Origin of the sequence: Pseudomonas sp. NCCP-436, assembly GCF_019656335.1 — a bacterium.
Taxonomy (GTDB): domain Bacteria; phylum Pseudomonadota; class Gammaproteobacteria; order Pseudomonadales; family Pseudomonadaceae; genus Aquipseudomonas.
Genome location: NZ_BPLZ01000007.1, coordinates 62193 through 85967, shown reverse-complemented (window position 1 = coordinate 85967; position 23775 = coordinate 62193). Strand labels below are relative to the sequence as shown.

Genomic DNA, 23775 nt, shown 5'->3' with positions numbered 1-23775 from the left:
CTACTGCGCTATTCCAGATACTGCCGCAGGAACTCAAAGTAACGCCGGCGCAACGCCTCGTTCTCGTTGGCCAGATGATGACGGGCCTCGCCCAGGCGCAGGATCTGTGGCAGGCGAAACTTGTCCTGCAGCACCGCCAGATTGTGCTGCCAGTCCACCGTCATGTCCGCCTCGCCCTGCACGATCAGCGGGCTGTGCGCACTCGGCGCGGCCGCCTCGATGCGCGGCACCCACTGCGCCAGCGCGCCGACCCAGGCGGTGGGCAGGGTGCGCGGCTGCAGCGGGTCGAGCTTGTGGACGAACTCGATGAAGCCGGCATCGCTGGAGTTTTCGCTGAAACGCCGCGGAATTTCCCGCACGAACGGTCTGAGCAGGCGGTAGCTGAGCTTCGACCAGCCCCAGGCGCGCGGCCGCACCAGCGGCGCCAGCAGAATGCTCTGCCCCAGTTCCGGACGCTTGCCATCATGCAGCAGGTAGTCCAGCAGAATCGCCCCGCCGGTGCTCTGTCCGCACAGATGCCAGGGTTGCGGCAACCCCAGTGCCGCAGCCTGATCGAACAGTCCGGCGAGCACCTGCTGATATTCGGAGAAATCATCGATGCTGGCGCGCACGCCGCTGGACAGGCCATGCCCCGGCAGATCGCAGGCCAGCACGGCGAAGTTCATGCTCAATGCCCAGTCGACCACGTGCCGGTACAGGCCCATATGGTCGTAGTAGCCATGCAGCAGCAGCAGGCTGCCGCGCGGCTGCGGCGGTGCCCACAGCTGCACGGCGATCTGATAGCCCGCTGCCGTGAAGCTGCCCAGGCGGTTGTCCAGACCGGCGAAGCGCTGGGTCAGATCCAGCCCGTAGAAGCGGCGGTAGGCCTGCAGTACCGGCAGCTCCAGACGCGCTGCGGCTAGGGGTCGCAGCAGGGAGCGTAGCTGATCGGGCTGAAAGGGCGCAGGCATCGGGCTTTCCGTGGTCGGCAAGGGAGGCGTGAAACATCAGCGCCGGGTTTATTGCAGTCATGACGATATTCAGTCGGCCGACGCATCGTGGCAAGCTACGTCCCTGTTTTCAATCCGTCACCTCCCCATGCCTCGTTTGCCTGCCAAGAAACTGCTCGTCGCACTGCTAGTCCTCGCCTGCCTGGGCAGCCTGCTGCTGGCCTATAGCTGGTTCGAGAGCCGGTACCTGCGGCCTTTCGACGAGCGCGCGGCGTTCTTCTCCGGTGCTGCACTGCGTCTGCCGCCTGAGCTGGCTGCCCGTGAATCAATCCGTCTGGTGCATTTCTGGGATCCGGCCTGCCCGTGCAACGTCGGTAACCAGCAACACCTGGCCGAGCTGATCGAGCGCTACGCCGGCAGGGTCGAATTCCACGTAGTGCAAAAGCCGGGCAGCCATGGCCGCCTGCCCGATGAACTGTCTGCACTGCACCCGCTTAAGGCGCTACCGGGTAGCGAGGGCCTACCGGCCAGTCCGGCGGTGGCTATCTGGGATCGCGATGGCCGACTGGCCTACTTCGGCCCCTACAGCGAAGGGCTGGTGTGCAATTCAAGCAATAGTTTCATCGAACCCGTGCTCGACGCCCTGATCGCCGGCCGACCGGTCAATGCCGGCAACACCCTGGCCGTAGGCTGTTTCTGCGACTGGGGCGACAGCGACTGAAAGCCTCAGGCGCGTCCGCGCGGCGTACCGCCCTGCCAGCGGCGAAACGCTCGGTAGAACGGCGACAGCTCGGCAAAGCCGCAGGCCCGCGCTACCTCACGCACGCCCTGCCCCTGCTCTAGCAGTCGCAAGGCCCGCAACCGGCGCACCTCGTCATGCAACTTGCGAAAGCTGCTGCCCTGCTCGGCCAGACTACGCTGCAGAGCACTGCGGTTGCAGCCCAGCGCCCGGGCACAGTCCTCCAGCGAACAGGGCGCCTGCCCCAAACAGGTCTCCAGCCAGTAGCGCACCCGCGCCAGCAACCTGTTTTCCACCAGCCCGGCCAGTTGTCGCTCCGCTTCCTCGGTCAGCACCTGGAACAGTCTCGGACTGGCACTGCGCGAAGGGCGCGACAGCGCCGCTCGCGGCAAAATCAGCGCGTCGCGAGGCTGCCCGAAGCGCGGCTCGACACCCAGCAGGCGCCGGTGCTCGCCGAGCCGGCGTGGCGCCGGGTGGCGGAACTCCACCCCCAGCAGCGGCAGGTCGCCGCCGGCCTCTGCCAGCATCTTCCTCAGCAACAGCGCCAGACACTCCATCTGCTGACGCAGCGAGCCAACACCCCGATAGTTCAGATCGATCACCAACCGCGCCTGCTCACCCACCTCCTCAAGACGCGCGGCAAAACCGCCGGAAAGGATGTGCTGGAAACGCACGAAGGCCTGCAGCCCCTGGCGCAAATCCGACGCTGCCAGCAGCAGGTAACCGACCACGTCCATCGGACGCGGCTGCATTACCTCACCCAAATGCAGCCCAATATCGACATCAGCGGTAATCTGCGGCAGCGCCTGCCAGAAACGCGGGGCATTGTCATGATCCTCGCGCGCCTCCAGCAACGGCGCCGCCAGAGGGACACCGGCATAGGCGCGGCGGTAGATATCGGTAGGATCGAAGCCCAAAGCCGCCAGCGCCTCGTAGAGCAGGCGACGCAGAGTTGAGGAATGCGTCAGAGGTACGAAGGCGATGTCGTCCATGTCGGCTCCGGTCGACCCTAAATTGACCATAGAATTTCAGCCTTGATGCATTCGGTCAATGCCGATCTGCCCGCGTCTTAGCACAATGCAGCCGGATATCCGGACACTTCCGTCGACCGGATTCGCGCCCCCACTACAAGAAGGAACGCCAGATGAAACGCTCCCTGACCGCCCTTGCCCTGATCCTGGCCACTACCGGCGGAGCCTTGAGCTGGTACCTGTATTCCAAGCAGCCGCTGCGCGATGGCGAGCTGGTGCTCGAAGGCCTGCAGGCGCCTGTCACCGTGGACTACGACGAGCGCGGAGTACCGCATATTCGCGCCGACAACGAGGCCGACATGCAGCGTGCGCTGGGTTTCGTCCACGCCCAGGATCGACTGTTCCAGATGGAGATGCTACGACGCCTGGCACGCGGCGAGCTGGCCGAGGTACTGGGAGAGAAACTGGTCGACACGGATCGCCTGTTTCGTACTCTGGAGATCCGCCAGCATGCCGACCGCTATGCCGCCCGGCTTGACCCCAGCAGCCCATCCGCGCAAGCGTTGCAGCACTATCTGGAAGGCATCAATCAGTTTCAGGCCAGCCGCCCGCTGCCGCCGGAATTCGCCCTGCTGGGCATCGAACCGCGCCCCTTCACCGCCGCCGACACACTCAGCGTTGCCGGCTACATGGCCTACAGTTTTGCTGCAGCCTTTCGTACCGAGCCGGTGCTGACCCATGTGCGCGACCGCCTGGGTGCCGATTATCTGAAGATCTTCGATCTCGATTGGCACCCCGAAGGGGTGGTTGGCACGCCGCTGGCCGCAGGTGACTGGAAGGATCTGGCCGCCCTCGCCCGCCTCAGCGACAGCGCCCTGGCCGACAGCGGCCTGCCGCAATTCGAGGGCAGCAATGCCTGGGCCGTATCCGGCAGCCGGACTGCCAGCGGCAAGCCATTACTGGCCGGTGACCCGCACATCCGCTTCTCGCTGCCTGCTGTCTGGTACGAGGCCCACCTGCAGGCGCCAGGCTATGAAATGTACGGCTATCACCAGGCATTGATCCCCAGCGCAATGCTCGGTCACAACCGCGACTTCGCCTGGAGCCTGACCATGTTCCAGAACGACGATCTCGACCTGATCGCCGAACGGGTCAACCCGGACAACCCCAACCAGGTCTGGTACAAAGACCGCTGGGTAGACCTTGAACAACGCAACGAAACCATCCGGGTCAAGGGTGGCGAACCGGTACAACTTACCCTGCGCCGCTCGCCCCATGGCCCGATCATCAATGACGCCCTGGGCCAGACCAGCGGCAGCACACCCATCGCCATGTGGTGGGCCTTCCTGGAAACCGACAACCCGCTGCTCGAAGCCTTCTACCAGCTCGGTCGTGCCGACACCCTGGACAAGGCCCGTGCCGCCGCCGAGAAGATCGAGGCTCCCGGGCTCAACGTCGTGTGGGCCAATGCAACCGGCGACATCGGCTGGTGGGCCTCGGCACGCCTGCCTATGCGCCCAGACGGAGTCAACCCGGCCTTCATCCTCGACGGTGCCGGCAACGAGGCTGATAAACCCGGCTTCCACCCCTTCAGCGCCAACCCGCAGGAAGAAAACCCGCCGCGCGGCTACATCGTCTCGGCCAATTACCAGCCCGTACCAGCCAGTGGCATCGTGATTCCCGGTTACTACAACCTGCCGGATCGCGGCCAGCGGCTGGATCAGCGCTTGAGCGACGCCACGGTGAAATGGGATCGATACAACAGCCAGGCGCTGCAACTCGATCCGGGCACCGGCTACGGCCCGCGCCTGCTGGCACCGATTCTGGACGAGCTGCGTGCGGCCGCCGCCGACGAGCAGGAACGCACACTGGTGGAGCAACTGGCAGCCTGGAACGGCGACCACGGGCTCGACTCGGTAGCCGCCACCCTGTTCAACCAGTTGACCTATCAGTTGGCTCACGAGGCGATGGCTGATGAACTGGGCGAGGTATTCTTCGACAGCCTGCTGCAAACCCGCGCGCTGGACAGTGCCCTGCCGCGCCTTACCGCCAGTGCAGATTCGCCCTGGTGGCAGCGCAACGGCAGCGAACAACCGGTGGATCGCGCCGCGGTAGTGGCTGCGGCCTGGCAGGCCAGCCTGGCACACCTGCGCAAAGAGTTGGGTGACAACCCGCAAGACTGGCAGTGGGGACGTGCCCACACCCTGACCCACGCCCATCCGCTGGGTGTTCAGCAGCCACTGGCCTGGCTGCTGAATGCCGGGCCTTTCGCCGCCCCAGGCGGTCATGAGATGCCGAACAACCTCTCACACCGGGTTGGCCCAGCGCCCTGGAACGTGGTTTACGGCCCTTCGACCCGCCGCCTGATCGATCTGGCCGATGCCAGCACAGCCCTCGGCGGCATTCCGGTCGGGCAGAGCGGCGTACCCTTCGACCGGCACTACGCCGACCAGGCTGCGGACCATGTAGCCGGTCAGTACCAGCCTCAGCACCTGAGCGAGGCCGACGTAGCAGCCCACCGCCAGAGCACCCTGCGCCTGCAACCGCGCTAGCCGCGTAAATGCACCATCCGGTGCCGGCCGTGCCCCTTGATGGCGCACAAAGGCCGGTGCCGGCCGGCTTCGCCTACCGAACCGACCGCGCCAGGGCTCGAAATAACGGTTTGACGGAAAAAACAAACTTGGCACGCCTCCTGCTTATAGCCATGTACCACCAGTTTCGGGGGCCTTGGTACAGGCAGGCCGGGGATTCCCCTCTTTTATTCCGCTGCGGGTCTGCGCCGGTATCGCATCGGCCAGACCCGATGACAGCCTCCCAATCGTCGTAGAGATACGCTCTTCTACTCTTGTCCGACATCAGGCGACAGGAACTGCAAAGTCAGTTGCAAGCGCCAGCGCCCGTCCTCCTTATTCAGCTGCCAGTCCCCATACAAGGGCCGACTCGCCAACAACAGCAGACGCAAATCCCTTCCGTCACGCCGGATACGCCAGCTGACCGGAACGCCATCGAGTACCAGACGCCCGGCACGCTCGCGCCCGTAGGCATCGGCAAAACGGTAGATCAGGGCGCCATCAAGATGCTCGGCACTAGCCTGCGGCTCACGGTTGAACCACAACTGCAGCGTCCGCTCGCTGGCCTGGGCCTCTTCGATGTACAGCGGCGGCGTCTCGAACAGGCGCCCGAGCAACACTCCCAGCAGGAAGGCGATTAACGCCAGCGAGGCGAGAAAACGCCGGAGAAGCCGGGGCCGGGGATCCTCGACCGGCGTAGAATGTCCCTCATCCTCGTGTACGGAGCCCTGCATGTTCCACGTCATCCTCTTCCAACCGGAAATCCCGCCCAATACCGGCAACATTATCAGGCTGTGCGCCAATAGCGGCTGCCAGCTCCACCTGATCGAGCCCCTGGGCTTCGAACTGGACGACAAGCGTCTGCGCCGCGCCGGGCTCGACTACCACGAGTACGCCACACTGCGCCGTCACGCCGACCTGCAAGGCTGCCTGGAAAGCCTCGGCCAGCCGCGCCTGTTCGCCTTTACCACCAAGGGCTCGCAGCCCTTCCACGAGGTGTCCTACCAGCCCGGCGATGCCTTTCTGTTCGGCCCGGAGAGCCGTGGTCTGCCCGAGGACGTACGCGCGGAGCTGCCACCGGAACGGCGCGTACGCCTGCCCATGCGTCCTGGCTGCCGCAGCCTGAACCTGTCCAACAGTGTGGCGGTGACAGTGTACGAAGCATGGCGGCAGAACGATTTTGCCGGCGCTGCCAACTAAAAGTTTCACGCACAAAAAAGCGCCCCGCAGGGCGCTTTTCGGCAGAGCCAGGCGTCAGTGCGCGACCTGGGTCTGTTCGGCCTGCTGCATGCGCTGCAGCTCCTGGGCATAAAGCGCATCGAAGTTCACCGGCGAGAGCATCAGAGCCGGGAAGGAGCCGCGAATCACCAGGCTGTCCAGCGCCTCACGGGCGTAGGGGAACAGGATGTTCGGGCAAAAGGCACCAAGGGTGTGGCTCATGGAAGCCGGATCCAGGCCCTTGATCAGGAAGATACCGGCTTGCTGTACCTCAGCGATGAAGGCCACGTCCTCGCCGTTCTTCACGGTCACAGACAGGGTCAGCACCACTTCATGGAAGTCGCCGTCCAGCTCCTTCTGACGGGTATTGAGATCCAGACCGACGCTGGGCGTCCACTCCTGGCGGAAGATTTCCGGGCTCTTCGGCGCTTCGAAGGAGAGATCCTTGACGTAAATGCGCTGCAGGGAGAATTGCGGGGTTTGCGGCTCGGCAGCGGCGGCGCCGCTGTTGGCTTGCTCGGTCATGGCGTTTGCCTTCCTTAACAACGTTGCGGTTTCAAGCGGGCCTCTGCAGCAATGCGTCGAGCTTGCCGGCGCGCTCCAGGGCATAGAGATCGTCACAGCCACCCACATGGGTGTCGCCGATCCAGATTTGCGGCACCGAAGTGCGGCCGGCCTTGCGGGTCATCTCGGCCCGCACCTGAGGCTGGCCGTCGACACGGATTTCCTCGTAGATCACCCCCTTGCTCGCCAGCAATTGCTTGGCGCGGATGCAGTAGGGGCACCAGTCGCTGGAATAGATGACCACTGCGGCCATATCACTTTACCAGAGGCAGGTTGTCGCCACGCCAGGTGGCAATGCCGCCAGACAGCTTGGCGGTTGTATAGCCGGCCTTCTTCAGCTCGCGGGCGATGCTGCCGGCATGCTGCCCCAGGGCGTCTACCACCACGATGGTCTTGGATCGGTGCTTTTCCAGCTCGGCCATACGGGCCTTCAGCTTGTCGTAGGGAATGTGCAGCGAATCGACGATATGTCCGGCAGAGAAGTCTTTCTGAGCACGCACATCGAGCACCACGCCCTTATCGCTGTTGACCAGCGCGGTCAGCTCACGGCTGGACAGGCTCTGCCCACCCTTGCGCAGCTCGGTGACGATCAGAAGCACCAGCAGAATGACGAACAATCCACTCAGTACATAGTGGTTAATGACGAATTCAATCAGGTTGGCGAACATCTGTAAGATCCAGGACGGTAAAATGCCGGCCAGTATACACAGGCCCAAAGATCGGCCAAAGCCTGTCCGACAGTGACTCGGCAAAGGCTTGTCCGTAGAATGCACGGCCTTGTTTCCCGCCCATCGACCCAGAGCGAGCCAACCTTCATGAGCGCCACGCCCAAACCCTTGGTTCTGATCATCCTCGACGGCTTCGGTCACAGCGACAAACCCGAGTACAACGCCATCCACGCCGCCAGTACGCCGGTCTACGATCGCCTGCGCGCCACCTACCCGCACGGTCTGATCTCCGGCAGCGGCATGGACGTCGGCCTGCCGGACGGACAGATGGGCAACTCCGAAGTCGGCCACATGAACCTCGGCGCCGGTCGCGTGGTGTACCAGGACTTCACCCGCGTGACCAAAGCCATCCGCGATGGCGAGTTCTTCGACAACGCGGTCATCACCGAAGCCGTAGACACGGCCGTGGCCACCGGCAAGGCGGTACACATTCTCGGCCTGCTCTCCGACGGAGGCGTGCACAGCCATCAGGATCACATCGTGGCGATGGCCGAGCTGGCAGCCCGCCGCGGGGCCGAGAAAATCTACCTGCATGCCTTCCTCGACGGTCGCGACACCCCGCCGAAAAGTGCCCTGCCCTCCATCGAACTGCTCGACACTGCTTTCGCCCGTCTCGGCAAGGGCCGCATTGCCAGCCTCACCGGCCGCTACTTCGCCATGGATCGCGACAACCGCTGGGATCGCGTCGAACAGGCCTATCACCTGATCGTCAACGGCCAGGCCGAATTCAACGCCGCCGGAGCCGTGGAAGGTCTACAGGCTGCCTATGAACGCGGCGAGAGCGACGAATTCGTCAAGGCCACCAGCATCGGTGCAGCGGTGCAGGTCGAGGACGGCGATGCCGTAGTATTCATGAACTTCCGCGCGGATCGCGCCCGCGAGCTGACCCGCGCCTTCGTCGAGCCCGACTTCAAGGAATTCGAGCGCAAGCGCGCCCCGCAGGTCAACTTCGTCATGCTCACCCAGTACGCCGCCAGCATCGATGCTCCGGCAGCTTTCGCCCCGGAAGCGCTGACCAACGTGCTTGGCGAATACCTGGCGAAAAACGGCAAAACCCAACTGCGCATCGCCGAGACCGAGAAGTACGCTCACGTCACCTTCTTCTTCTCCGGCGGCCGCGAAGAGCCGTTCGAGGGAGAGGAACGCATTCTCATCCCGTCGCCGGATGTGGCCACCTACGACCTCAAGCCGGAAATGAGCGCCCCCGAAGTTACCGACAGGATCGTCGATGCCATCGAGAACCAGCGCTACGACGTGATCATCGTCAACTACGCCAACGGCGATATGGTCGGCCATACCGGCGTTTTCGAGGCTGCGGTCAAGGCCGTGGAAACCCTCGACAACTGCCTCGGCCGCATCACCGATGCTCTGGGAAAGGTCGGTGGCGAGGCTCTGATCACTGCCGATCATGGCAACGTCGAGCAGATGGAAGACGAATGCACCGGCCAGGCGCACACCGCCCATACCTGCGAGCCGGTGCCGTTCATCTATGTCGGCAAGCGCCCGGCACGCATCCGCGAAGGCGGCGTGCTGGCCGACGTGGCACCTACTCTGCTCAAGCTGATGGGGCTGGAGCAGCCGAGCGAGATGACCGGTCGCAGCATTGTCGAGTTCAACTGAAGCGAGCCAGCCGTCGCCAAAAGAGTGACGGAACCCGACGAAAACAGGAAACGCCCCGCGCCCGAAGGCCTGGGGCGTTTTTTTTGCCTGGCGGCGCGGGCATACTAGGCCTCAATTCGCCTTGCGGTGTCACCTCGCCCATGCTTCGCATCCTTGCCCTGATCCTGCTCAGCAGTCTGATTGCTCCGACCTACGCCGATTCGCGCGCCGAAACCCAGCGCCAGCTGGAGGCCGCGCGCCAGGACGTGGCCGAACTGAAAAAGCTGCTGGAAAAGCTGCAGCAGGAAAAGTCCAGCGTGCAGCAGCAGCTGAAAAAGACCGAAACCGAAATGGGCAACCTCGAAAGCCAGGTCAAGGAGCTTCAGCGCGAACTCAAGAGCAGCGAGGAAGAACTGCAACGCCTGGATCAGGAGAAAAAAAAACTCCAGAGCGCACGCACTGAGCAGCAGCGACTGATTGCCATCCAGGCTCGTGCCGCCTACCAAAGTGGCCGCCAGGAATACGTCAAGCTGTTGCTGAACCAGCAGAACCCCGAAAAATTCTCGCGAACCCTCACCTACTACGACTACCTGAGCCAGGCCCGTCTGGAACAACTGGCCACCTTCAACGAGACGCTGCGTCAACTGGCCAACGTCGAGCAGGAGATCAGCCACCACCAGTCGCAACTGGCCATTCAGAAGGCCGGGCTCGACCAGCGCCATGCCGAGCTGGCCCAGGCGCGCAAGGAGCGCCAACAGGCACTGGCCAAGCTCAACGGCGAGTACGCCAGCCGCGACCAGCGACTCAAGGCCCGTCAGCAGGAACAGGCGGAGCTGGCCCGAGTACTTAAAACCATCGAGGAAACCCTGGCCCGCCAGGCCCGTGAGGCCGAAGAAGCACGTCAGCGTCAGCTCGCCGCACAGCGCTCGCAGCAGACCCGCCCGAATACCGGCGAAGGCCAGCAGGTCAGCTCCGGCGCGGTCTACGGCGGGCCATTTGCCAGCGCTCGGGGCAAACTGCCCTGGCCGGTGGATGGCCGACTGGTAGCACGTTACGGAACCCCACGCGGCGGCGACGCTCGTACTAAGTGGGACGGCGTTCTTATCGGAGCAACCGCCGGCAGCCAGGTACGAGCCGTACACGGTGGCCGGGTGGTATTTGCCGACTGGTTGCGCGGTGCCGGACTACTGTTGATTCTCGATCACGGCAACGGTTATCTGAGCCTCTACGGTCACAACCAGAGCCTGCTCAAGAACGCCGGTGATCTGGTCAGTGCCGGAGAGGCCATTGCCACCGTGGGCAACAGTGGCGGCCAGGATACTGCGGCCCTGTACTTCGCCATCCGCCAGAATGGCCGCCCGACAGATCCCGCGCAGTGGTGCCGAACACAGGGCTGATGTCACGGATGCAGAGCAAACGAGCAGTTCGATCCGCTTTGCAGACGAGGCCGCCGATGCCCGACAGGCGCGCTCCACTTTGGTAGGCGCCCCATCCATTTAGGAGTTGCTTGACATGCCTCAACGCTTTCGCCTTACCCTCCTGGCTTTGGCCCTCGGTCTGCTGCCCGGCCTTCCTGCCGTGCACGCCGACGAGGCACTGGCCGCGCCGGCGGCGAGCGAGCAGGCGCCACTGCCTCTGGATGACCTGCGTACCTTCGCCGAGGTGATGGATCGCATTCGCGCCGCCTATGTCGAGCCGGTCAGCGACAAGACCCTGCTGGAGAACGCCATCAAGGGCATGCTCAGCAACCTCGACCCGCACTCAGCCTACCTCGAGCCACAGGCCTATCTGGAGCTGCAGGAAAGCACCAGCGGGGAATTCGGCGGGCTGGGCATCGAGGTCGGCATGGAGGACGGTTTCATCAAGGTGGTCTCGCCGATCGATGACACCCCGGCCTCCACGGCCGGCATCCTGCCGGGCGACCTGATCGTCAAGATAGACGGCCAGCCGACCAAGGGACTGTCGATGATGGAAGCCGTGGACAAAATGCGCGGCAAGGCTGGCAGCAAAATCGAGCTGACCCTGGTGCGCGACGGCGGCCGGCCATTCGACCTGACCCTGACTCGCGCGGTAATCAAGGTACGCAGCGTTAAAAGCCAGATGCTTGAGGACGGCTACGGCTACCTGCGCATCTCGCAATTCCAGGTCAACACCGGCGAAGAAGTCGGCAAGGCTCTGAACAAACTGCGCCAGGAAAACGGCAATCGGAAGCTGCTCGGACTGGTGATGGATCTGCGCAACAACCCGGGTGGCGTGCTGCAGGCGGCAGTGGAGGTGGCTGACCATTTTCTTAAAAGCGGCCTGATCGTTTACACCAAGGGTCGCCTGGCCAACTCCGAGCTGCGCTTCAACGCCGATCCGGCCGATGCCAGCGAAGGGGTACCGCTGGTGGTACTAATCAACGGTGGCAGCGCCTCGGCCTCGGAAATCGTTGCCGGCGCCCTGCAGGATCACAAGCGCGCGGTACTGATGGGCACCGACAGTTTCGGCAAGGGCTCGGTACAGACCGTGCTGCCACTCAATAATGACCGCGCCCTGAAGCTGACCACCGCACTGTACTTTACTCCCAGCGGCCGCTCGATCCAGGCTCAGGGCATCATCCCGGACATCGAAGTGGCCCGCGCCAAACTCACCCGCGAGCAGGACGCCGAAGGCATCAAGGAGGCGGATCTGCAAGGTCATCTGGGCAATGGTAACGGCGGTTCAGAACGACCTAGCAAGGCCAGCAAGGTAACTACCGGACAACGCCCGCAGGACGATGACTACCAGTTGAGTCAGGCACTCAACCTGCTCAAGGGCCTGAACGTCACCCGTGGAGACTGAGCACGCAAGAGGGCGGTCGGGCGCGCCGGCGGCGCAACATCGACCGTCATCCGGAGTTACAGGTAGCTTTCGGTAATATCGTCGATGAAGCCTTCGCGGCGCATGTCGTCGAGCGCCTTCTGCAGGCGTTCGACCACTTCATCCGGCGTGTCCTTATTCAGCGCCAGATAAAGTTCAGCGTCATTGAAGCGCAGCACCGTGGAGAGCCCGGTAACCCCCTCCTGCTTGGCCAGATAGCGGCCGACTGGATCCGTGGTAGCCCACAGGTCGATCTGCCCGCGCACCAGCTTTTTCACGTTCTCCTGATCGCGCAGCGCGTTGATCGGCGCCAACCCCTGGCTTTCCAGATGCTGACTGACCGCGTCGTTCTTGTAGGCGCCGACGCGGAACTTGGCAGCTTCCTGCAGACTCGAAATGCGGATGTCATTTCCCGGCGCAGCCAGCAATACCCAACCGCTCTTCGCCAGCGGCCCAACCCACTTGAACAGCGGTTGCCGCTCGGGAGTAAAGGTGGTGGAGAACAGGCCATAGTTGGGCTTGTCCAGAGTCAGGCGATAGAGCCGATCCCAGGGAAAGCGCAGGGTCAGGGTGTAATCGATGCCAGCGCGCTTGAACATCTCGCGCACGATGTCGGCGCTGATACCATCGATGCTGTCGTCGCGGGCGAAGTTCTTGTCGTCCACCGCCATATTGAAGGGGGGGAAGTTCTCGGTCAGCAGCACCACCTTGTAATCGACCGGCAACTGCGCGTGAGCCAACCCGGAGAGGAGAAACAAGGCTACAAACAGGCTTTTCTTGAAAATATTCAGCATAAGACGTTCCGCTCGCATGATTTGTGATTATGGCTAGCGACATCCGTGCATGGTTCGAACCCTGTAATTGGCACTCGAAACCCTGCCGTCCATGGCATGCGTCCGGCTTTTGGCCGGACGCATGGTTCTTCACTTATAGATAGTTGTTCAGAATATCTTCGACGAAGCCCTCACTGCGCATCTTATCCAGCGCACTTTGCAGCCTGCCGACAATCTCGTCCGGCACCTCCCGGTTCAGCGCCAGATAAAGCTCTGCACTGTCGAAACGCAATACTGTCTTCAGACCGGAAATGCCCTCCTGCCTGGCCAGGTAGCGCCCGGCAGGATCGCCCGTGGCCCACAGGTCAATCTGACCGGCCTGCAGCTTGCGGGCGTTCTCCTGGTCACGCAGCGAGGTGCTGTGCTCCACGCCTTTTTCCACCAGGTACTCGGCGATGGCATCGCCCTTGTAGGCGCCGATGCGGTAACGCTTGGCGTCATCCAGGCTGGCCAGACTGATCTGGCTGTCGCCCCTGGCCAGCATCACCCAATCATCGGGACCGATAGGGCCAACCCATCTAAACAGTTCCTCACGCTCGGGCAGACGGGCTGTGACAAACACTCCGTAGCCCGGTTTCTCCAGCGCCAGCTTGTAGATGCGATCCCAGGGAAAACGCAGGGTCAGGTTGTACTTGACCCCGGCCCGGCGAAACATCTCACGGACAATATCCACGGCGATGCCGTCGATATTGTCTTCCTGTGCGAAGTTCTTGCCGTTAATCGCCATGTTGTAGGGAGGAAAGTTTTCGGTCAGCAGCACTACCGTGTAGTCGGAACTCACTTCGGCACGTGCAGCGCCGGCCAGTAACGCAAGGGTTCCACCCAGCGCGAGTAACAGGCGTTTGAGCATGACGTTTCTCTTTTTGTTAAAGGCAGACCCCATGAGCATACTCGCCATCTTCGCCCTGGCCCAGCGCTTAGCGGCACTATGCCTTAATAGCGGGCTTCGATGCCCTTCAGTGCCCCTTCGTCGCGCAGTTTATCCAGAGTGCGCTGCAGCTTTTGCACTAGTTCGTCCGGTGTTTGCCGGTTAAGTGCAAGGTATAGATCGGCCGCATACAAATGCTGTACCACCTTGAGGTTTTCCATACCTTCCTGGCGTGCCAGGAAGCGACCGGCCTGATTGGAGGCAACCCACAGATCGATCTGGCCGCGCTCCAGCTTGCGCACATTCTCGGTATCGCGCAGCGAAGTCTGTACCTCCAACCCACGATCCAGCAGGAACTGAGTCTTGGCGTCACCCTTATAGCCGCCGATGCGGTAACGTCGTGCATCCTCAAGCGAGGTCAGACGGATGTCGCTATCCCCCCTGGCAAACAGCACCCAGTCGTTCTGCGCAATCGGCCCCACCCATTTGAACAGTTTTTCACGCTCCGGCGTGCGGGCAGTGGAGAACAGCCCGTAACCCGGCTCATCCAGGGTCTGCTGGTAGACCCGCTGCCATGGGAAACGCAGGATCAGCTGGCATTTGATCTGCGCACGCTCGCATACAGCCCGCAGAATGTCGGAACTCACGCCCGTCACGTTGGCGTCACGGGCGAAGTTGTTGCCGCTGACCGACATGTTGAATGGCGGCAGGTTTTCCGTCAGCAGCACCAGCGATTCCGCACGAACAAGACTGAAGCTGCTGCACAGTGCCAGGAAAGTCACGAATCGAAGCAGGAACATGAAATCTCCGTATTGAACATGCTCGGAACGCTCGCTCTTATGTTGAGGGCGAAAAACGAGTGGGAGGGAAACCAGAGGTAATCCTAGCCGAACTGCGGATCATTTGCCGTCGACTCGCCCGCAGCCTGAAGCCGCAGACGAGTCCATTCCTGACACTGGGACAGCAGGGTCTAGCGCACAACGATGCCGCGACTGGCCAGATAGGCCTTGGCTTCGGGCACTGTGTACTCACCGAAGTGAAAGATGCTGGCAGCCAGAACCGCATCTGCCTTGCCCTCGATAATGCCATCGGCCAGGTGCTGCAGATTGCCAACACCGCCAGAGGCGATCACCGGAATGCGTACGGACTCGCTTATGGCGCGAGTCACACCCAGGTCATAACCGCTCTTCACACCGTCCTGATCCATGCTGGTCAGCAGGATCTCGCCAGCTCCGAGGTCTTCCATCTTTTTTGCCCAGGCCACGGCATCCAGGCCGGTAGGCTTGCGCCCGCCGTGGGTGAAGATCTCCCAGCGCCCCGGCGCCACACGCTTGGCATCGATGGCTACGACAATGCACTGCGAACCGAAGCGCGCGGCGGCCTCACCGACGAACTCCGGATTGAACACCGCAGCGGTATTGATCGACACCTTGTCGGCACCGGCATTGAGCAGGTTGCGGATGTCCTGCACGGTGCGCACGCCACCGCCGACAGTCAGCGGAATGAACACTTGGCTGGCCATGCGCTCGACAGTGTGCAGGGTGGTGTCACGACCGTCGACGCTGGCGGTGATGTCAAGGAAGGTGATTTCGTCAGCGCCCTGCTCATCGTAACGACGAGCGATTTCAACCGGGTCGCCGGCATCACGGATATTCTCGAATTTGACGCCCTTAACCACGCGGCCGTTGTCCACGTCCAGGCAAGGAATGATGCGTTTGGCCAGTGCCATATCGGTGCTCTCGCAGTTCTTTAGGGTGGGCAATGCTCTGTCTGCTCACCATCGACTGGTGGAAAACGCTTTGCGGTTTTCCACCCAACGCCTGACTTAACCCTTGAAGTTGTCGCAGAAGCTCTGCGCCTCGGCCACATCCAGAGTGCCTTCATAGATGGCGCGGCCAGTGATGGCGCCGATGATGCCGGGGCTACGGGCCAGCAGCAGCTTCTCGATATCACCCAGATTGTGGATACCGCCGGAGGCAATCACCGGGATGCGGCTGGCCGCGGCCAGTGTGGCGGTGGCTTCGACGTTGCAGCCCTGCATCATGCCGTCCTTGGCGATATCGGTATAAACGATGGCCGAGACACCGTCGGCTTCGAAGCGCCTGGCCAGGTCGGTCGCCTGCACACTGGACACTTCCGCCCAGCCATCGGTGGCGACGAAACCATCCTTGGCATCCAGACCGACGATCACCCTGCCCGGGAAGGCCTTGCACGCCTCCGTGACGAACTCGGGTTCTTTAACGGCCTTGGTACCGATAATCACGTAGCTGACCCCGGCACGCACGTAGTGCTCGATGGTCTCCAGGGTGCGGATGCCGCCGCCGATCTGGATCGGCAGAGTTGGGTAGCGCCTGGCGATGGCGGTGACCACTTCACCGTTGACCGGCTGACCTTCGAAGGCACCATTCAGATCCACCAGGTGCAGACGACGGCAGCCGCCTTCGACCCACCTGGCCGCCATGCTCACCGGATCATCGGAGAACACCGTGGAGTCTTCCATGCGGCCCTGACGCAGGCGCACGCAGGCGCCGTCTTTAAGATCGATAGCGGGGATAATCAGCATCGGTAGAACCTGCTCAAATCGTGGAATCGGAAAATCCGTGGGGTCAGCTCTTCTCGAGCGCCCATAGGTCACTCTCGATGCTTTCGAACCTGTTCTTCAGGTGCTCCTGCACATCGAGAATGGCCTTGTTGTAGTAATGAGGTGCCAGCTCACGGGTTACCAGATCGAGCAGCTCCTGCACCTCGAAGGTGCCCAGACGCAGCTCGTAACGCTCATCGAGAAAGCGCTGCAACAGCAACAGCGCAGCCCGTTCCTGAACAGGCTCCAGCGCCAGGCTTGGCCCCTTGGAGCACGCCATTACCAGCGGCCATCCCAGGCAATGAAGTTCTGCAGCAACTGCAAGCCGTGGCGATGACTCTTTTCCGGATGGAACTGCACGGCAAAGCGCGAACCATCGGCCAGTACTGCGGCGAAATCCTTGCCATAGTGCCCCCGACCAACCACCTGCTGCGAACGGGCCGCCTCGACGTAGTAGCTATGCACGAAATAGAAGCGGGCACGATCCGGAATGTCGTGCCACAGAGGGTGATGATGGATCTGGGCGACTTCATTCCAGCCCATGTGCGGCACCTTCAGAGGCTCGCCATCCTCGCTCAGATCCTTGCCGAAAAAGCGCACCTGTCCCGGGAACAGGCCGATACAATCGACCCCGTCATTCTCCTCACTGCGTTCGAGCAACGCCTGCATGCCAACGCAGATACCGAGGAACGGACGATCCACGCTGACTTCACGCACCAGTTCGTCGAAGCCCAGCCGCCTGATCTCGGCCATACAGTCGCGGATCGCGCCAACGCCCGGAAACACTACGCGATCGGCCTCGCGGATCACCCGAGCATCGCTGGTAACCAGCACCCGGCCGGCTCCGACATGCTCCAGTGCCTTGGCCACCGAGTGCAGGTTGCCCATCCCATAGTCGATAACGGCAACGGTTTGCATCACAGGCATCCCTTGGTCGACGGCATCTGTCCGGCCATGCGCGGATCCATCTCCAGCGCCATGCGCAGTGCACGACCGAAAGCCTTGAACACGGTCTCGATCTGATGATGGGTGTTGCTGCCGCGCAGGTTGTCGATGTGCAGGGTGACCTGAGCGTGGTTGACGAAACCCTGGAAGAACTCCTGGAACAGGTCGACGTCAAAGCCGCCGACGGTGGCGCGGGTGTATGGCACGTTCATGGTCAGCCCGGGCCGGCCGGAAAAGTCGATCACCACACGCGACAGTGCTTCGTCCAGCGGAACATAGGAGTGGCCATAGCGGGTCATGCCTTTCTTGTCGCCAACGGCTCTGGCAAAAGCCTGACCGAGAGTGATACCGACATCCTCCACTGTGTGGTGGTCATCGATATGCAGGTCGCCCTTGCAGTAGATATCCAGATCGATCAGCCCGTGACGGGCGATCTGGTCAAGCATGTGTTCGAAAAACGGCACGCCAGTGTCGAACTTGGCCTTGCCGGTGCCATCCAGATTGATCGAGACCTTGATCTGGGTCTCCAGAGTGTTGCGTTCGACGGACGCCGTACGTTCGGCCATCACCAGCTCCACGAAATAGCCAGGGGGAAAAGGCTCGCATTATAGGCGTGACGGGCGATGAAGGGCTACCGAAGCGCTCGGCCCAACAGACAGCGGACACCTACAGGACACTTAATAAAAAGAAAGACCCGCTGCCGACAGGCAACGGGTCCCTGCGCAGCTCTGCAAAACACTCGGAAAAAGTGCTCGCAAACAGCGACTCAGAACAACACCAAGGTCTTCTGCAGGGTGACCCACACCCCCCAGGCCAGAGGAATGCCGACCACCAGCCAGGCCGCCACCACCCAAGGCCGGCTGGACGGATTCGCCGCCCACTGCAACTCGCTCTCCGCTGGCACAGAGCGCTCTCCATGCGCGCACTCGGCCGCCAGTTCAGCCTCACTCATGAAATACTTCGGCGCAACCGGGCGCACCAGCGCGTTGCAGATGAAACCCAACGCGAGCAGACCGGAAAGGATGTACAGAGTCATGTCATAGGCCGCAGCCTTCTCCACCCCCAGGCTCAGTTGGTACTCACGCAGGTAGTTGACCAGTACCGGGCCCAGCACCCCTGCAGCTGCCCAGGCAGTCAGCAGGCGACCATGGATCGCCCCGACCATCTGCGTACCAAACAGATCGGCCAGATAGGCCGGCACCGTAGCGAAGCCACCACCATACATCGACAGAATCACGCAGAACGCCAGCACGAACAGCGCCAGACTACCCAGCTGGCCGAGCATCGGCACCGCGGCATAGAGCAACAGCCCCAGCCCGAAGAACACGAAGTAGGTGCCCTTGCGACCGATAAAATCCGAGCAGGAAGCCCAGAAGAAGCGCCCTCCGATGTTGAACAGGCTGAGCAGACCGGTGAAGCCGGCAGCAATCGCGGCGATCTCGCCCAACTGCGCCGGGCTCAGTTCGTTGAACGCCAGATCCACACCAATCAAGCGACCGGCGAACACTTCCTGCAGCAGCGGCGAAGCCATGCCGATGATGCCGATGCCGGCCGAGACATTCAGGCACAGCACCGCCCAGACCAGCCAGAACTGCGGGGTTTTCCAGGCCGTGTTCACATGCACATGACCACGGGTGATCATGCCGCCGGTACTGGCCGACGACGCAGCCCAGCCGGCAGGCTTCCAGCCACTGGGTGGCACACGATAGGACAGCGCACCACCGATCATGAATACGAAATAGATCAGCGCCATCGCCACGAAGCTCTGCCATACCCCTGCGTCTCCGTCAGTAGCAAAATGGCTCATCAGCAGAGTCGCCAGCGGCGCACCGACCATTGCCCCACCGCCGAAGCCCATGATCGCCATGCCGGTGGCCATTCCACGACGATCCGGGAACCACTTGATCAACGTCGACACCGGAGAAATGTACCCCAGCCCCAGACCGATACCACCAATTACCCCGGAGCCCAGCCACATCAGCCAGATCTGGTGGCTGTATACGCCCAGCGCCGAGATCAGCAGACCGCCGCACCAGCAAAGGGCCGATACCACACCGGCCTTGCGCGGCCCGGCATGCTCCAGCCAACCACCCCAGACGGCAGCCGAACAGCCGAGAAAAACGAAGAACAGGGTATAAATCCAGCCCAGCATGGAAATCGGCCAGTCACAGTGGCTGGCGAATATCTGCTCAAAGAACCCTATGTCCGGAGCACAGGCAGCGCCGACGGACTGGGACAATGGCAGCCAGAAAACGGAAAAACCGTAGGCCATGCCAATGCAGAGGTGAATGGCGAGGGCCGCCGGCGGCACCAGCCAGCGATTGAAACCAGGACGCGCAATGATGCGCTCCCTAGACAGGAATGCCGGCCGCGTGGCGGCGCCGTCCAGTACGAAGGCGTCAGTCATGAGAAATATCTCTTGTTATGGGTTCGTGCAAACAAGGGCGACCGCGAAAGCCAACCGCAGCCATAGACGGGCAAAGACTAGCAATGCAGCGATAAAAAACACCAAAAAATCAGTATTTTTTTAGTTTTTATCTGGATTTTCTCTTATTTTTAGCAATAAACAAAAGACTCGATCTATCACTCGATAGAGCACATCGATCCACCTACGACTTTCGTCCCATGCAGAGGATGAATTGCTCGGGAAGTCTTCCCGAGAACAGAGAAACCTTGTCGAAAGAAACAGGGAACCGCATTACCGGACATGCATCCAACCCCCTGCCGGGCCGGTGGACAGAGGCGTCAGACTGCTGCCGCAAGACGCTATAATCGCCCTCTTGCGCCCGCTGTCGTCCTGCAACCAAACAAGGAACCGTCCATGAAAGCGCTAGGCAAGATTCTCGGCCTGTTCATCCTCGGCCTGCTGCTGATCATCGTGGCGCTGCTGTTCGCCCTGACACACCTGTTCGATCCCAACGACTATAAGGACGAGATCCGCCAGGTTGCCCGCGACAAGGCCAATCTGGAGCTGCAACTGCGCGGCGACATCGGCTGGAGCCTGTTTCCCTGGCTGGGTCTGGAACTGACCGATGCTACCCTGGCCAGCGCCGACAGCCCCGACACCCCCTTCGCCGACCTGCGCCTGCTCGGTCTGTCGGTTCGGGTACTGCCGCTGCTGCGCAAGGAAGTGCAGATGAGCGACATCCGCATCGACGGCCTCAACCTCAGCCTGCAGCGTGACGAACAGGGCCGCGGCAACTGGGAAGGTATCGGCCGCCCGGCACAGGCCAGCACCGCACAGCCAGCACCCGGCGAATCGACGCCGCGTGACAACATGCCGCCAGACCAGTCGAGCGAAAAACCCGCCAGCCAGCCGCTGAAGATGGACATCGACAGCCTGACGCTGAGCAATTCGCGCATCGACTACAGCGATGCACAGAAGGGCCAGCAGTTCACTCTCGAAAACATCGAGCTGAAGACCGGCGCCATCCGTGAAGGCAGCAGCATTCCGCTCAGCTTCAGCGCCTTCTTCGGCACCAACCAGCCACTGCTGCGTGCCCGCAGCGAACTCCAAGGCCAGTTGCGCTTCGATCGCCAGCTCGGTCGCTATCAGCTGGAAGATCTGCGCCTGAGCGGTGAGGCCTCTGGCGAGCCGCTCAAGGGCAAGACCCTCAACTTCTCTGCCCAGGGCCAACTGCTGGTGGATCTGGCCGCCAACATTGCCGAGTGGAACAACCTGAAGCTGTCGGCGAACCAACTGCGCGCCCTCGGCGAACTGAAGGTCCGCGAACTGGACAAGGAACCGCAGATATCCGGCGGCCTGTCCATTGCCAGCATCAACCTGCGCGAATTTCTCCAGGGCATCGGTATCGAACTGCCGCCCATGCGCAACGCGCAAAGCCTCGCCCAGTTCGAGCTGTCCAGCCGGCTGAACGGCTCACTCAACGGCATGATGTTCGAAGAACTGCGGATGCAACTCGACGACACCACCCTCAGCGGCCAGCTCGGCATTACGGATCTGGCACACCAGGCACTGCGCGCCGAACTCAAGGCCGATCGCCTCGACCTCAACCGCTACCTGCCCCCCAAGGATAAGGACGGCCCCGCCGAGGCACGCCGGGCCGAAGTACGGGAAAGCGTTGCCAGCGCCGGCTCCAGCGGTACCACGCCACTGCCCAACGCCCCCACTCAGCAGGCCTGGAATGACGCCCAAGTGCTGCCCGTGGACCGGCTGCGCAAGCTTGATCTGGAAGCCGTGTTGAGCATCGGTCAGTTGCAGTACGAGCAGTACCCGCTGCAGGATCTGCATCTGAAGGCCAAAGGCCGCGCCGGACTGATCACCCTTGAGGAAGCACGCGGCAAGTTGCACGGCGGCAGCTTCAACAGCAAGGGACGGATCGACGTACGCCAGGCCGAACCACAACTGACTCTGGAGCAACGCGTCAGCCGCCTGCCCGTCGAGCCACTGCTTAAGCAGGAGAACCAGCCCGCGCCGGTTCGTGGCCTGCTGGATCTGGATGCCCGCTTCGAAACCCGCGGCAACAGCCAGAAAGCCTGGATCGAGACACTCAATGGCGACGCCGGCTTCGTCCTCAATGACGGTGTACTGCCGGATGCCAACCTTGAGCAGCAGCTCTGTCGCGGCATCGCCACACTCAACCGCAAGCCTCTGAGCAATCCACCCTCAGGCCGCGACACCCCTTTCCGCACACTCAAGGGCAGCCTCAGTGTCCGTAACGGCATAGCCCACACCCCGGACCTACTGGTACAGATCCCCGGATTGTCAGTGGCCGGCAGCGGCGACCTCGACCTACGCGTACTTGGCCTGGACTACCGCATCGGCGTCACTCTCGAAGGCGACAGCCGCGAAATGCCGGATCCAGCCTGCCAGATCAACGAACGCTACGTCGGCATCGAGTGGCCGCTGCGCTGCCGCGGCCCGCTGGAGCTGGGCGCCAAGGCCTGCCGCCTGGATCAGGATGGTCTCGGCAAGATTGCCGCACGCCTGGCCGGCAACAAGCTGACTGAGAAGCTGGAGAAGAAGCTCGGCGACAAGGTCAGTCCGGATCTGAAAGACGCGCTCAAGGGTCTGTTCAACCGATGACTCCCGAGCAGTTCAACAGCGCCGTGCTAGCCTGGTACGACCAGCACGGCCGCAAGGATCTGCCCTGGCAGCAGAACATCACGCCCTATCGCGTCTGGGTCTCGGAAATCATGCTGCAGCAGACCCAGGTCAGCACCGTACTCGGCTATTTCGACCGTTTCATGGCCACCCTGCCGAGCGTAAAAGACCTGGCCGCAGCCCCCGAAGATGAAGTGCTGCACCTGTGGACGGGGCTGGGCTACTACACCCGCGCCCGCAACCTGCAGAAGACCGCGCAAATCATCATGCGCGAGCATGGCGGCGAATTTCCGCGCAGCGTCGAGGCCCTCAGCGAACTGCCGGGCATCGGCCGCTCCACCGCCGGAGCCATCGCCAGCCTGAGCATGGGCCTGCGCGCTCCGATCCTCGACGGCAACGTCAAGCGCGTGCTGGCACGCTATGCCGCACAGGAAGGCTATCCAGGCGAACCGAAGGTGGCCCGCCAGCTATGGGAACTGGCCGAACGCCTGACGCCGCACGATCGGGTCGGCCACTACACCCAGGCGATGATGGATCTTGGCGCCACCCTCTGCACCCGCAGCAAACCAAGCTGCCTGCTCTGCCCAGTGCGTAGCGGCTGCCAGGCCCATCTTCAGGGCCGGGAGACCAGCTATCCGATGCCCAAACCGCGCAAGGCACTACCGCAAAGACGCACGCTAATGCCCCTGCTGGTCAACGCCAGCGGCGAGATCCTGCTCTACCGTCGCCCGGCCAGCGGCCTGTGGGGCGGCCTATGGAGCCTGCCGGAACTGGACAGCCTCGACCGGCTGAGCGAGCTGGGCCACCAGCAGCAACTGCAGCTCGGCCGGCCCCGCGCGCTACCACGCCTGGTGCACACCTTCAGCCACTTTCAACTGAGCATCGAGCCTTGGCTGATACCGGCCAGCGAACAGCCGCAGCGCGTGGCCGAGGCCGACTGGCTCTGGTATAACCTCGCCACCCCGCCGCGCCTGGGCCTGGCAGCCCCGGTGAAAAAGCTACTGAAACGCGCGGCCCAAGCCATTACTGCTGGAGAACCGACATGACCCGTACTGTGATGTGCCGCAAGTACAAACAGGAACTGCCCGGCCTGGATCGCGCGCCCTACCCCGGCCCGAAAGGCGAGGACATTTTCAACAACGTTTCCCGCCAGGCCTGGGACGAATGGCAGAAGCACCAGACCATGCTGATCAACGAGCGTCGTCTGAACATGATGAACGCCGAAGATCGCAAGTTCCTGCAGAGCGAAATGGACAAATTCCTCTCCGGCGAGGACTACGCCAAAGCCGAAGGCTACGTGCCGCCGGAGGCCTGAAGCCGCCGT

General features: G+C 62.3%; 24 protein-coding genes. 9 read left to right on the top strand and 15 right to left on the bottom strand.

Features of this window, described 5'->3' with window-relative positions:
• Nucleotides 1-8 precede the first annotated feature (8 nt).
• On the bottom strand, nucleotides 9-950 hold the full coding sequence (locus tag NCCP436_RS09655) for an alpha/beta hydrolase (RefSeq protein WP_220803784.1): 942 nt from the start codon (nucleotides 948-950) through the stop codon (nucleotides 9-11).
• 127 nt (nucleotides 951-1077) lie between these two features.
• On the opposite strand from NCCP436_RS09655, the gene NCCP436_RS09650 reads away from it, so the two are divergent.
• Nucleotides 1078-1650, top strand: a complete 573-nt coding sequence (locus tag NCCP436_RS09650; RefSeq protein WP_220803783.1) for a DUF6436 domain-containing protein — start codon at nucleotides 1078-1080, stop codon at nucleotides 1648-1650.
• 5 nt (nucleotides 1651-1655) lie between these two features.
• On the opposite strand, the gene NCCP436_RS09645 is transcribed toward NCCP436_RS09650, so the two are convergent.
• Nucleotides 1656-2660, bottom strand: a complete 1005-nt coding sequence (locus NCCP436_RS09645; RefSeq protein ID WP_220803782.1) for an AraC family transcriptional regulator — start codon at nucleotides 2658-2660, stop codon at nucleotides 1656-1658.
• Nucleotides 2661-2812: 152 nt separating this feature from the next.
• Between NCCP436_RS09645 and NCCP436_RS09640 the strand changes: the two genes are divergently transcribed.
• Nucleotides 2813-5191 carry a penicillin acylase family protein gene (locus NCCP436_RS09640; protein ID WP_220803781.1) on the top strand — a complete coding sequence of 793 codons (2379 nt, stop codon included), beginning with the start codon at nucleotides 2813-2815 and terminating at the stop codon, nucleotides 5189-5191.
• Between the two features lie 287 nt (nucleotides 5192-5478).
• Here NCCP436_RS09640 and NCCP436_RS09635 read toward each other — a convergent pair whose 3' ends face one another.
• Entirely contained in the window at nucleotides 5479-5943 is a 465-nt protein-coding gene (locus tag NCCP436_RS09635; RefSeq protein ID WP_220803780.1) for a hypothetical protein, read from the bottom strand.
• On the opposite strand from NCCP436_RS09635, the gene trmL reads away from it, so the two are divergent.
• Nucleotides 5942-6409, top strand: coding sequence for a tRNA (uridine(34)/cytosine(34)/5-carboxymethylaminomethyluridine(34)-2'-O)-methyltransferase TrmL (trmL, locus tag NCCP436_RS09630; protein WP_220803779.1), 468 nt, complete (start codon nucleotides 5942-5944; stop codon nucleotides 6407-6409). The two genes, NCCP436_RS09635 and trmL, sit on opposite strands and share 2 nt — an antisense overlap.
• A 54-nt stretch (nucleotides 6410-6463) precedes the next feature.
• Here trmL and secB read toward each other — a convergent pair whose 3' ends face one another.
• From secB to NCCP436_RS09615, 3 genes are read right to left on the bottom strand one after another with little or no spacing between them, the layout of a single operon-like run.
• Nucleotides 6464-6952, bottom strand: a complete 489-nt coding sequence (secB, locus tag NCCP436_RS09625; RefSeq protein WP_220803778.1) for a protein-export chaperone SecB — start codon at nucleotides 6950-6952, stop codon at nucleotides 6464-6466.
• Nucleotides 6953-6983: 31 nt separating this feature from the next.
• Nucleotides 6984-7244 carry a glutaredoxin 3 gene (gene grxC / locus NCCP436_RS09620; protein ID WP_220803777.1) on the bottom strand — a complete coding sequence of 87 codons (261 nt, stop codon included), beginning with the start codon at nucleotides 7242-7244 and terminating at the stop codon, nucleotides 6984-6986.
• A 1-nt stretch (nucleotide 7245) separates the two neighbouring features.
• Entirely contained in the window at nucleotides 7246-7659 is a 414-nt protein-coding gene (locus tag NCCP436_RS09615; RefSeq protein ID WP_220803776.1) for a rhodanese-like domain-containing protein, read from the bottom strand.
• Between the two features lie 147 nt (nucleotides 7660-7806).
• Between NCCP436_RS09615 and gpmI the strand changes: the two genes are divergently transcribed.
• The 3 genes from gpmI (at nucleotide 7807) to NCCP436_RS09600 (ending at nucleotide 12141) form a co-directional block, all read left to right on the top strand.
• Nucleotides 7807-9339, top strand: coding sequence for a 2,3-bisphosphoglycerate-independent phosphoglycerate mutase (gene gpmI / locus NCCP436_RS09610; protein WP_220803775.1), 1533 nt, complete (start codon nucleotides 7807-7809; stop codon nucleotides 9337-9339).
• Nucleotides 9340-9479: 140 nt separating this feature from the next.
• A complete protein-coding gene (locus NCCP436_RS09605; RefSeq protein WP_220803774.1) occupies nucleotides 9480-10715 on the top strand; it encodes a murein hydrolase activator EnvC in 1236 nt (411 codons plus the stop codon).
• A 115-nt stretch (nucleotides 10716-10830) separates the two neighbouring features.
• Entirely contained in the window at nucleotides 10831-12141 is a 1311-nt protein-coding gene (locus NCCP436_RS09600; RefSeq protein ID WP_220803773.1) for a S41 family peptidase, read from the top strand.
• 56 nt (nucleotides 12142-12197) lie between these two features.
• On the opposite strand, the gene NCCP436_RS09595 is transcribed toward NCCP436_RS09600, so the two are convergent.
• The 9 genes from NCCP436_RS09595 to NCCP436_RS09555 all read right to left on the bottom strand — a co-directional run bounded on the left by NCCP436_RS09595 (nucleotide 12198) and on the right by NCCP436_RS09555 (nucleotide 19793).
• Entirely contained in the window at nucleotides 12198-12953 is a 756-nt protein-coding gene (locus tag NCCP436_RS09595) for an ABC transporter substrate-binding protein (protein ID WP_220803772.1), read from the bottom strand.
• A gap of 133 nt (nucleotides 12954-13086) precedes the next feature.
• On the bottom strand, nucleotides 13087-13842 hold the full coding sequence (locus NCCP436_RS09590) for an ABC transporter substrate-binding protein (protein WP_220803771.1): 756 nt from the start codon (nucleotides 13840-13842) through the stop codon (nucleotides 13087-13089).
• A gap of 83 nt (nucleotides 13843-13925) precedes the next feature.
• A complete protein-coding gene (locus NCCP436_RS09585) occupies nucleotides 13926-14660 on the bottom strand; it encodes an ABC transporter substrate-binding protein (protein ID WP_220803770.1) in 735 nt (244 codons plus the stop codon).
• Nucleotides 14661-14830: 170 nt separating this feature from the next.
• On the bottom strand, nucleotides 14831-15589 hold the full coding sequence (gene hisF / locus NCCP436_RS09580; RefSeq protein WP_220803769.1) for an imidazole glycerol phosphate synthase subunit HisF: 759 nt from the start codon (nucleotides 15587-15589) through the stop codon (nucleotides 14831-14833).
• Between the two features lie 96 nt (nucleotides 15590-15685).
• The gene (gene hisA, locus NCCP436_RS09575; protein WP_220803768.1) at nucleotides 15686-16423 is read right to left on the bottom strand and encodes a 1-(5-phosphoribosyl)-5-[(5-phosphoribosylamino)methylideneamino]imidazole-4-carboxamide isomerase; all 738 of its coding nucleotides are present in this window, start codon (nucleotides 16421-16423) and stop codon (nucleotides 15686-15688) included.
• A gap of 43 nt (nucleotides 16424-16466) precedes the next feature.
• Nucleotides 16467-16721: a DUF2164 domain-containing protein gene (locus NCCP436_RS09570; protein WP_220803767.1), complete on the bottom strand. Its 255-nt coding sequence runs from the start codon at nucleotides 16719-16721 to the stop codon at nucleotides 16467-16469.
• Nucleotides 16721-17359, bottom strand: a complete 639-nt coding sequence (gene hisH / locus NCCP436_RS09565; RefSeq protein ID WP_220803766.1) for an imidazole glycerol phosphate synthase subunit HisH — start codon at nucleotides 17357-17359, stop codon at nucleotides 16721-16723. Before hisH ends, NCCP436_RS09570 begins: the two co-directional genes overlap by 1 nt.
• On the bottom strand, nucleotides 17359-17952 hold the full coding sequence (gene hisB, locus NCCP436_RS09560) for an imidazoleglycerol-phosphate dehydratase HisB (protein ID WP_220803765.1): 594 nt from the start codon (nucleotides 17950-17952) through the stop codon (nucleotides 17359-17361). The genes hisH and hisB overlap by 1 nt, the downstream gene beginning before the upstream one ends.
• Nucleotides 17953-18152: 200 nt before the next feature.
• Complete coding sequence (locus NCCP436_RS09555; RefSeq protein ID WP_220803764.1) at nucleotides 18153-19793, bottom strand: OFA family MFS transporter; 1641 nt, start codon at nucleotides 19791-19793, stop codon at nucleotides 18153-18155.
• Between the two features lie 414 nt (nucleotides 19794-20207).
• Here NCCP436_RS09555 and NCCP436_RS09550 point away from each other — a divergent pair, with 414 nt between their 5' ends.
• From NCCP436_RS09550 to NCCP436_RS09540, 3 genes are read left to right on the top strand one after another with little or no spacing between them, the layout of a single operon-like run.
• On the top strand, nucleotides 20208-22433 hold the full coding sequence (locus tag NCCP436_RS09550; protein WP_220803763.1) for an AsmA family protein: 2226 nt from the start codon (nucleotides 20208-20210) through the stop codon (nucleotides 22431-22433).
• On the top strand, nucleotides 22430-23497 hold the full coding sequence (gene mutY / locus NCCP436_RS09545) for an A/G-specific adenine glycosylase (RefSeq protein ID WP_220803762.1): 1068 nt from the start codon (nucleotides 22430-22432) through the stop codon (nucleotides 23495-23497). Before NCCP436_RS09550 ends, mutY begins: the two co-directional genes overlap by 4 nt.
• Nucleotides 23494-23766 carry an oxidative damage protection protein gene (locus NCCP436_RS09540; protein WP_220803761.1) on the top strand — a complete coding sequence of 91 codons (273 nt, stop codon included), beginning with the start codon at nucleotides 23494-23496 and terminating at the stop codon, nucleotides 23764-23766. Before mutY ends, NCCP436_RS09540 begins: the two co-directional genes overlap by 4 nt.
• The last annotated feature ends 9 nt before the right edge of the window (nucleotides 23767-23775 follow it).

Excerpts from the sequence above, each read along its gene's own strand:
- NCCP436_RS09655 (WP_220803784.1), bottom strand. The coding sequence starts at position 950 with ATGCCTGCGCCCTTTCAGCCCGATCAGCTACGCTCCCTGCTGCGACCC.
- NCCP436_RS09650 (WP_220803783.1), top strand. The coding sequence starts at position 1,078 with ATGCCTCGTTTGCCTGCCAAGAAACTGCTCGTCGCACTGCTAGTCCTC.
- NCCP436_RS09645 (WP_220803782.1), bottom strand. The coding sequence starts at position 2,660 with ATGGACGACATCGCCTTCGTACCTCTGACGCATTCCTCAACTCTGCGT.
- NCCP436_RS09640 (WP_220803781.1), top strand. The coding sequence starts at position 2,813 with ATGAAACGCTCCCTGACCGCCCTTGCCCTGATCCTGGCCACTACCGGC.
- trmL (WP_220803779.1), top strand. The coding sequence starts at position 5,942 with ATGTTCCACGTCATCCTCTTCCAACCGGAAATCCCGCCCAATACCGGC.
- NCCP436_RS09635 (WP_220803780.1), bottom strand. The coding sequence starts at position 5,943 with ATGCAGGGCTCCGTACACGAGGATGAGGGACATTCTACGCCGGTCGAG.
- secB (WP_220803778.1), bottom strand. The coding sequence starts at position 6,952 with ATGACCGAGCAAGCCAACAGCGGCGCCGCCGCTGCCGAGCCGCAAACC.
- grxC (WP_220803777.1), bottom strand. The coding sequence starts at position 7,244 with ATGGCCGCAGTGGTCATCTATTCCAGCGACTGGTGCCCCTACTGCATC.
- NCCP436_RS09615 (WP_220803776.1), bottom strand. The coding sequence starts at position 7,659 with ATGTTCGCCAACCTGATTGAATTCGTCATTAACCACTATGTACTGAGT.
- gpmI (WP_220803775.1), top strand. The coding sequence starts at position 7,807 with ATGAGCGCCACGCCCAAACCCTTGGTTCTGATCATCCTCGACGGCTTC.
- NCCP436_RS09605 (WP_220803774.1), top strand. The coding sequence starts at position 9,480 with ATGCTTCGCATCCTTGCCCTGATCCTGCTCAGCAGTCTGATTGCTCCG.
- NCCP436_RS09600 (WP_220803773.1), top strand. The coding sequence starts at position 10,831 with ATGCCTCAACGCTTTCGCCTTACCCTCCTGGCTTTGGCCCTCGGTCTG.
- NCCP436_RS09595 (WP_220803772.1), bottom strand. The coding sequence starts at position 12,953 with ATGCTGAATATTTTCAAGAAAAGCCTGTTTGTAGCCTTGTTTCTCCTC.
- NCCP436_RS09590 (WP_220803771.1), bottom strand. The coding sequence starts at position 13,842 with ATGCTCAAACGCCTGTTACTCGCGCTGGGTGGAACCCTTGCGTTACTG.
- NCCP436_RS09585 (WP_220803770.1), bottom strand. The coding sequence starts at position 14,660 with ATGTTCCTGCTTCGATTCGTGACTTTCCTGGCACTGTGCAGCAGCTTC.
- hisF (WP_220803769.1), bottom strand. The coding sequence starts at position 15,589 with ATGGCACTGGCCAAACGCATCATTCCTTGCCTGGACGTGGACAACGGC.
- hisA (WP_220803768.1), bottom strand. The coding sequence starts at position 16,423 with ATGCTGATTATCCCCGCTATCGATCTTAAAGACGGCGCCTGCGTGCGC.
- NCCP436_RS09570 (WP_220803767.1), bottom strand. The coding sequence starts at position 16,721 with ATGGCGTGCTCCAAGGGGCCAAGCCTGGCGCTGGAGCCTGTTCAGGAA.
- hisH (WP_220803766.1), bottom strand. The coding sequence starts at position 17,359 with ATGCAAACCGTTGCCGTTATCGACTATGGGATGGGCAACCTGCACTCG.
- hisB (WP_220803765.1), bottom strand. The coding sequence starts at position 17,952 with ATGGCCGAACGTACGGCGTCCGTCGAACGCAACACTCTGGAGACCCAG.
- NCCP436_RS09555 (WP_220803764.1), bottom strand. The coding sequence starts at position 19,793 with ATGACTGACGCCTTCGTACTGGACGGCGCCGCCACGCGGCCGGCATTC.
- NCCP436_RS09550 (WP_220803763.1), top strand. The coding sequence starts at position 20,208 with ATGAAAGCGCTAGGCAAGATTCTCGGCCTGTTCATCCTCGGCCTGCTG.
- mutY (WP_220803762.1), top strand. The coding sequence starts at position 22,430 with ATGACTCCCGAGCAGTTCAACAGCGCCGTGCTAGCCTGGTACGACCAG.
- NCCP436_RS09540 (WP_220803761.1), top strand. The coding sequence starts at position 23,494 with ATGACCCGTACTGTGATGTGCCGCAAGTACAAACAGGAACTGCCCGGC.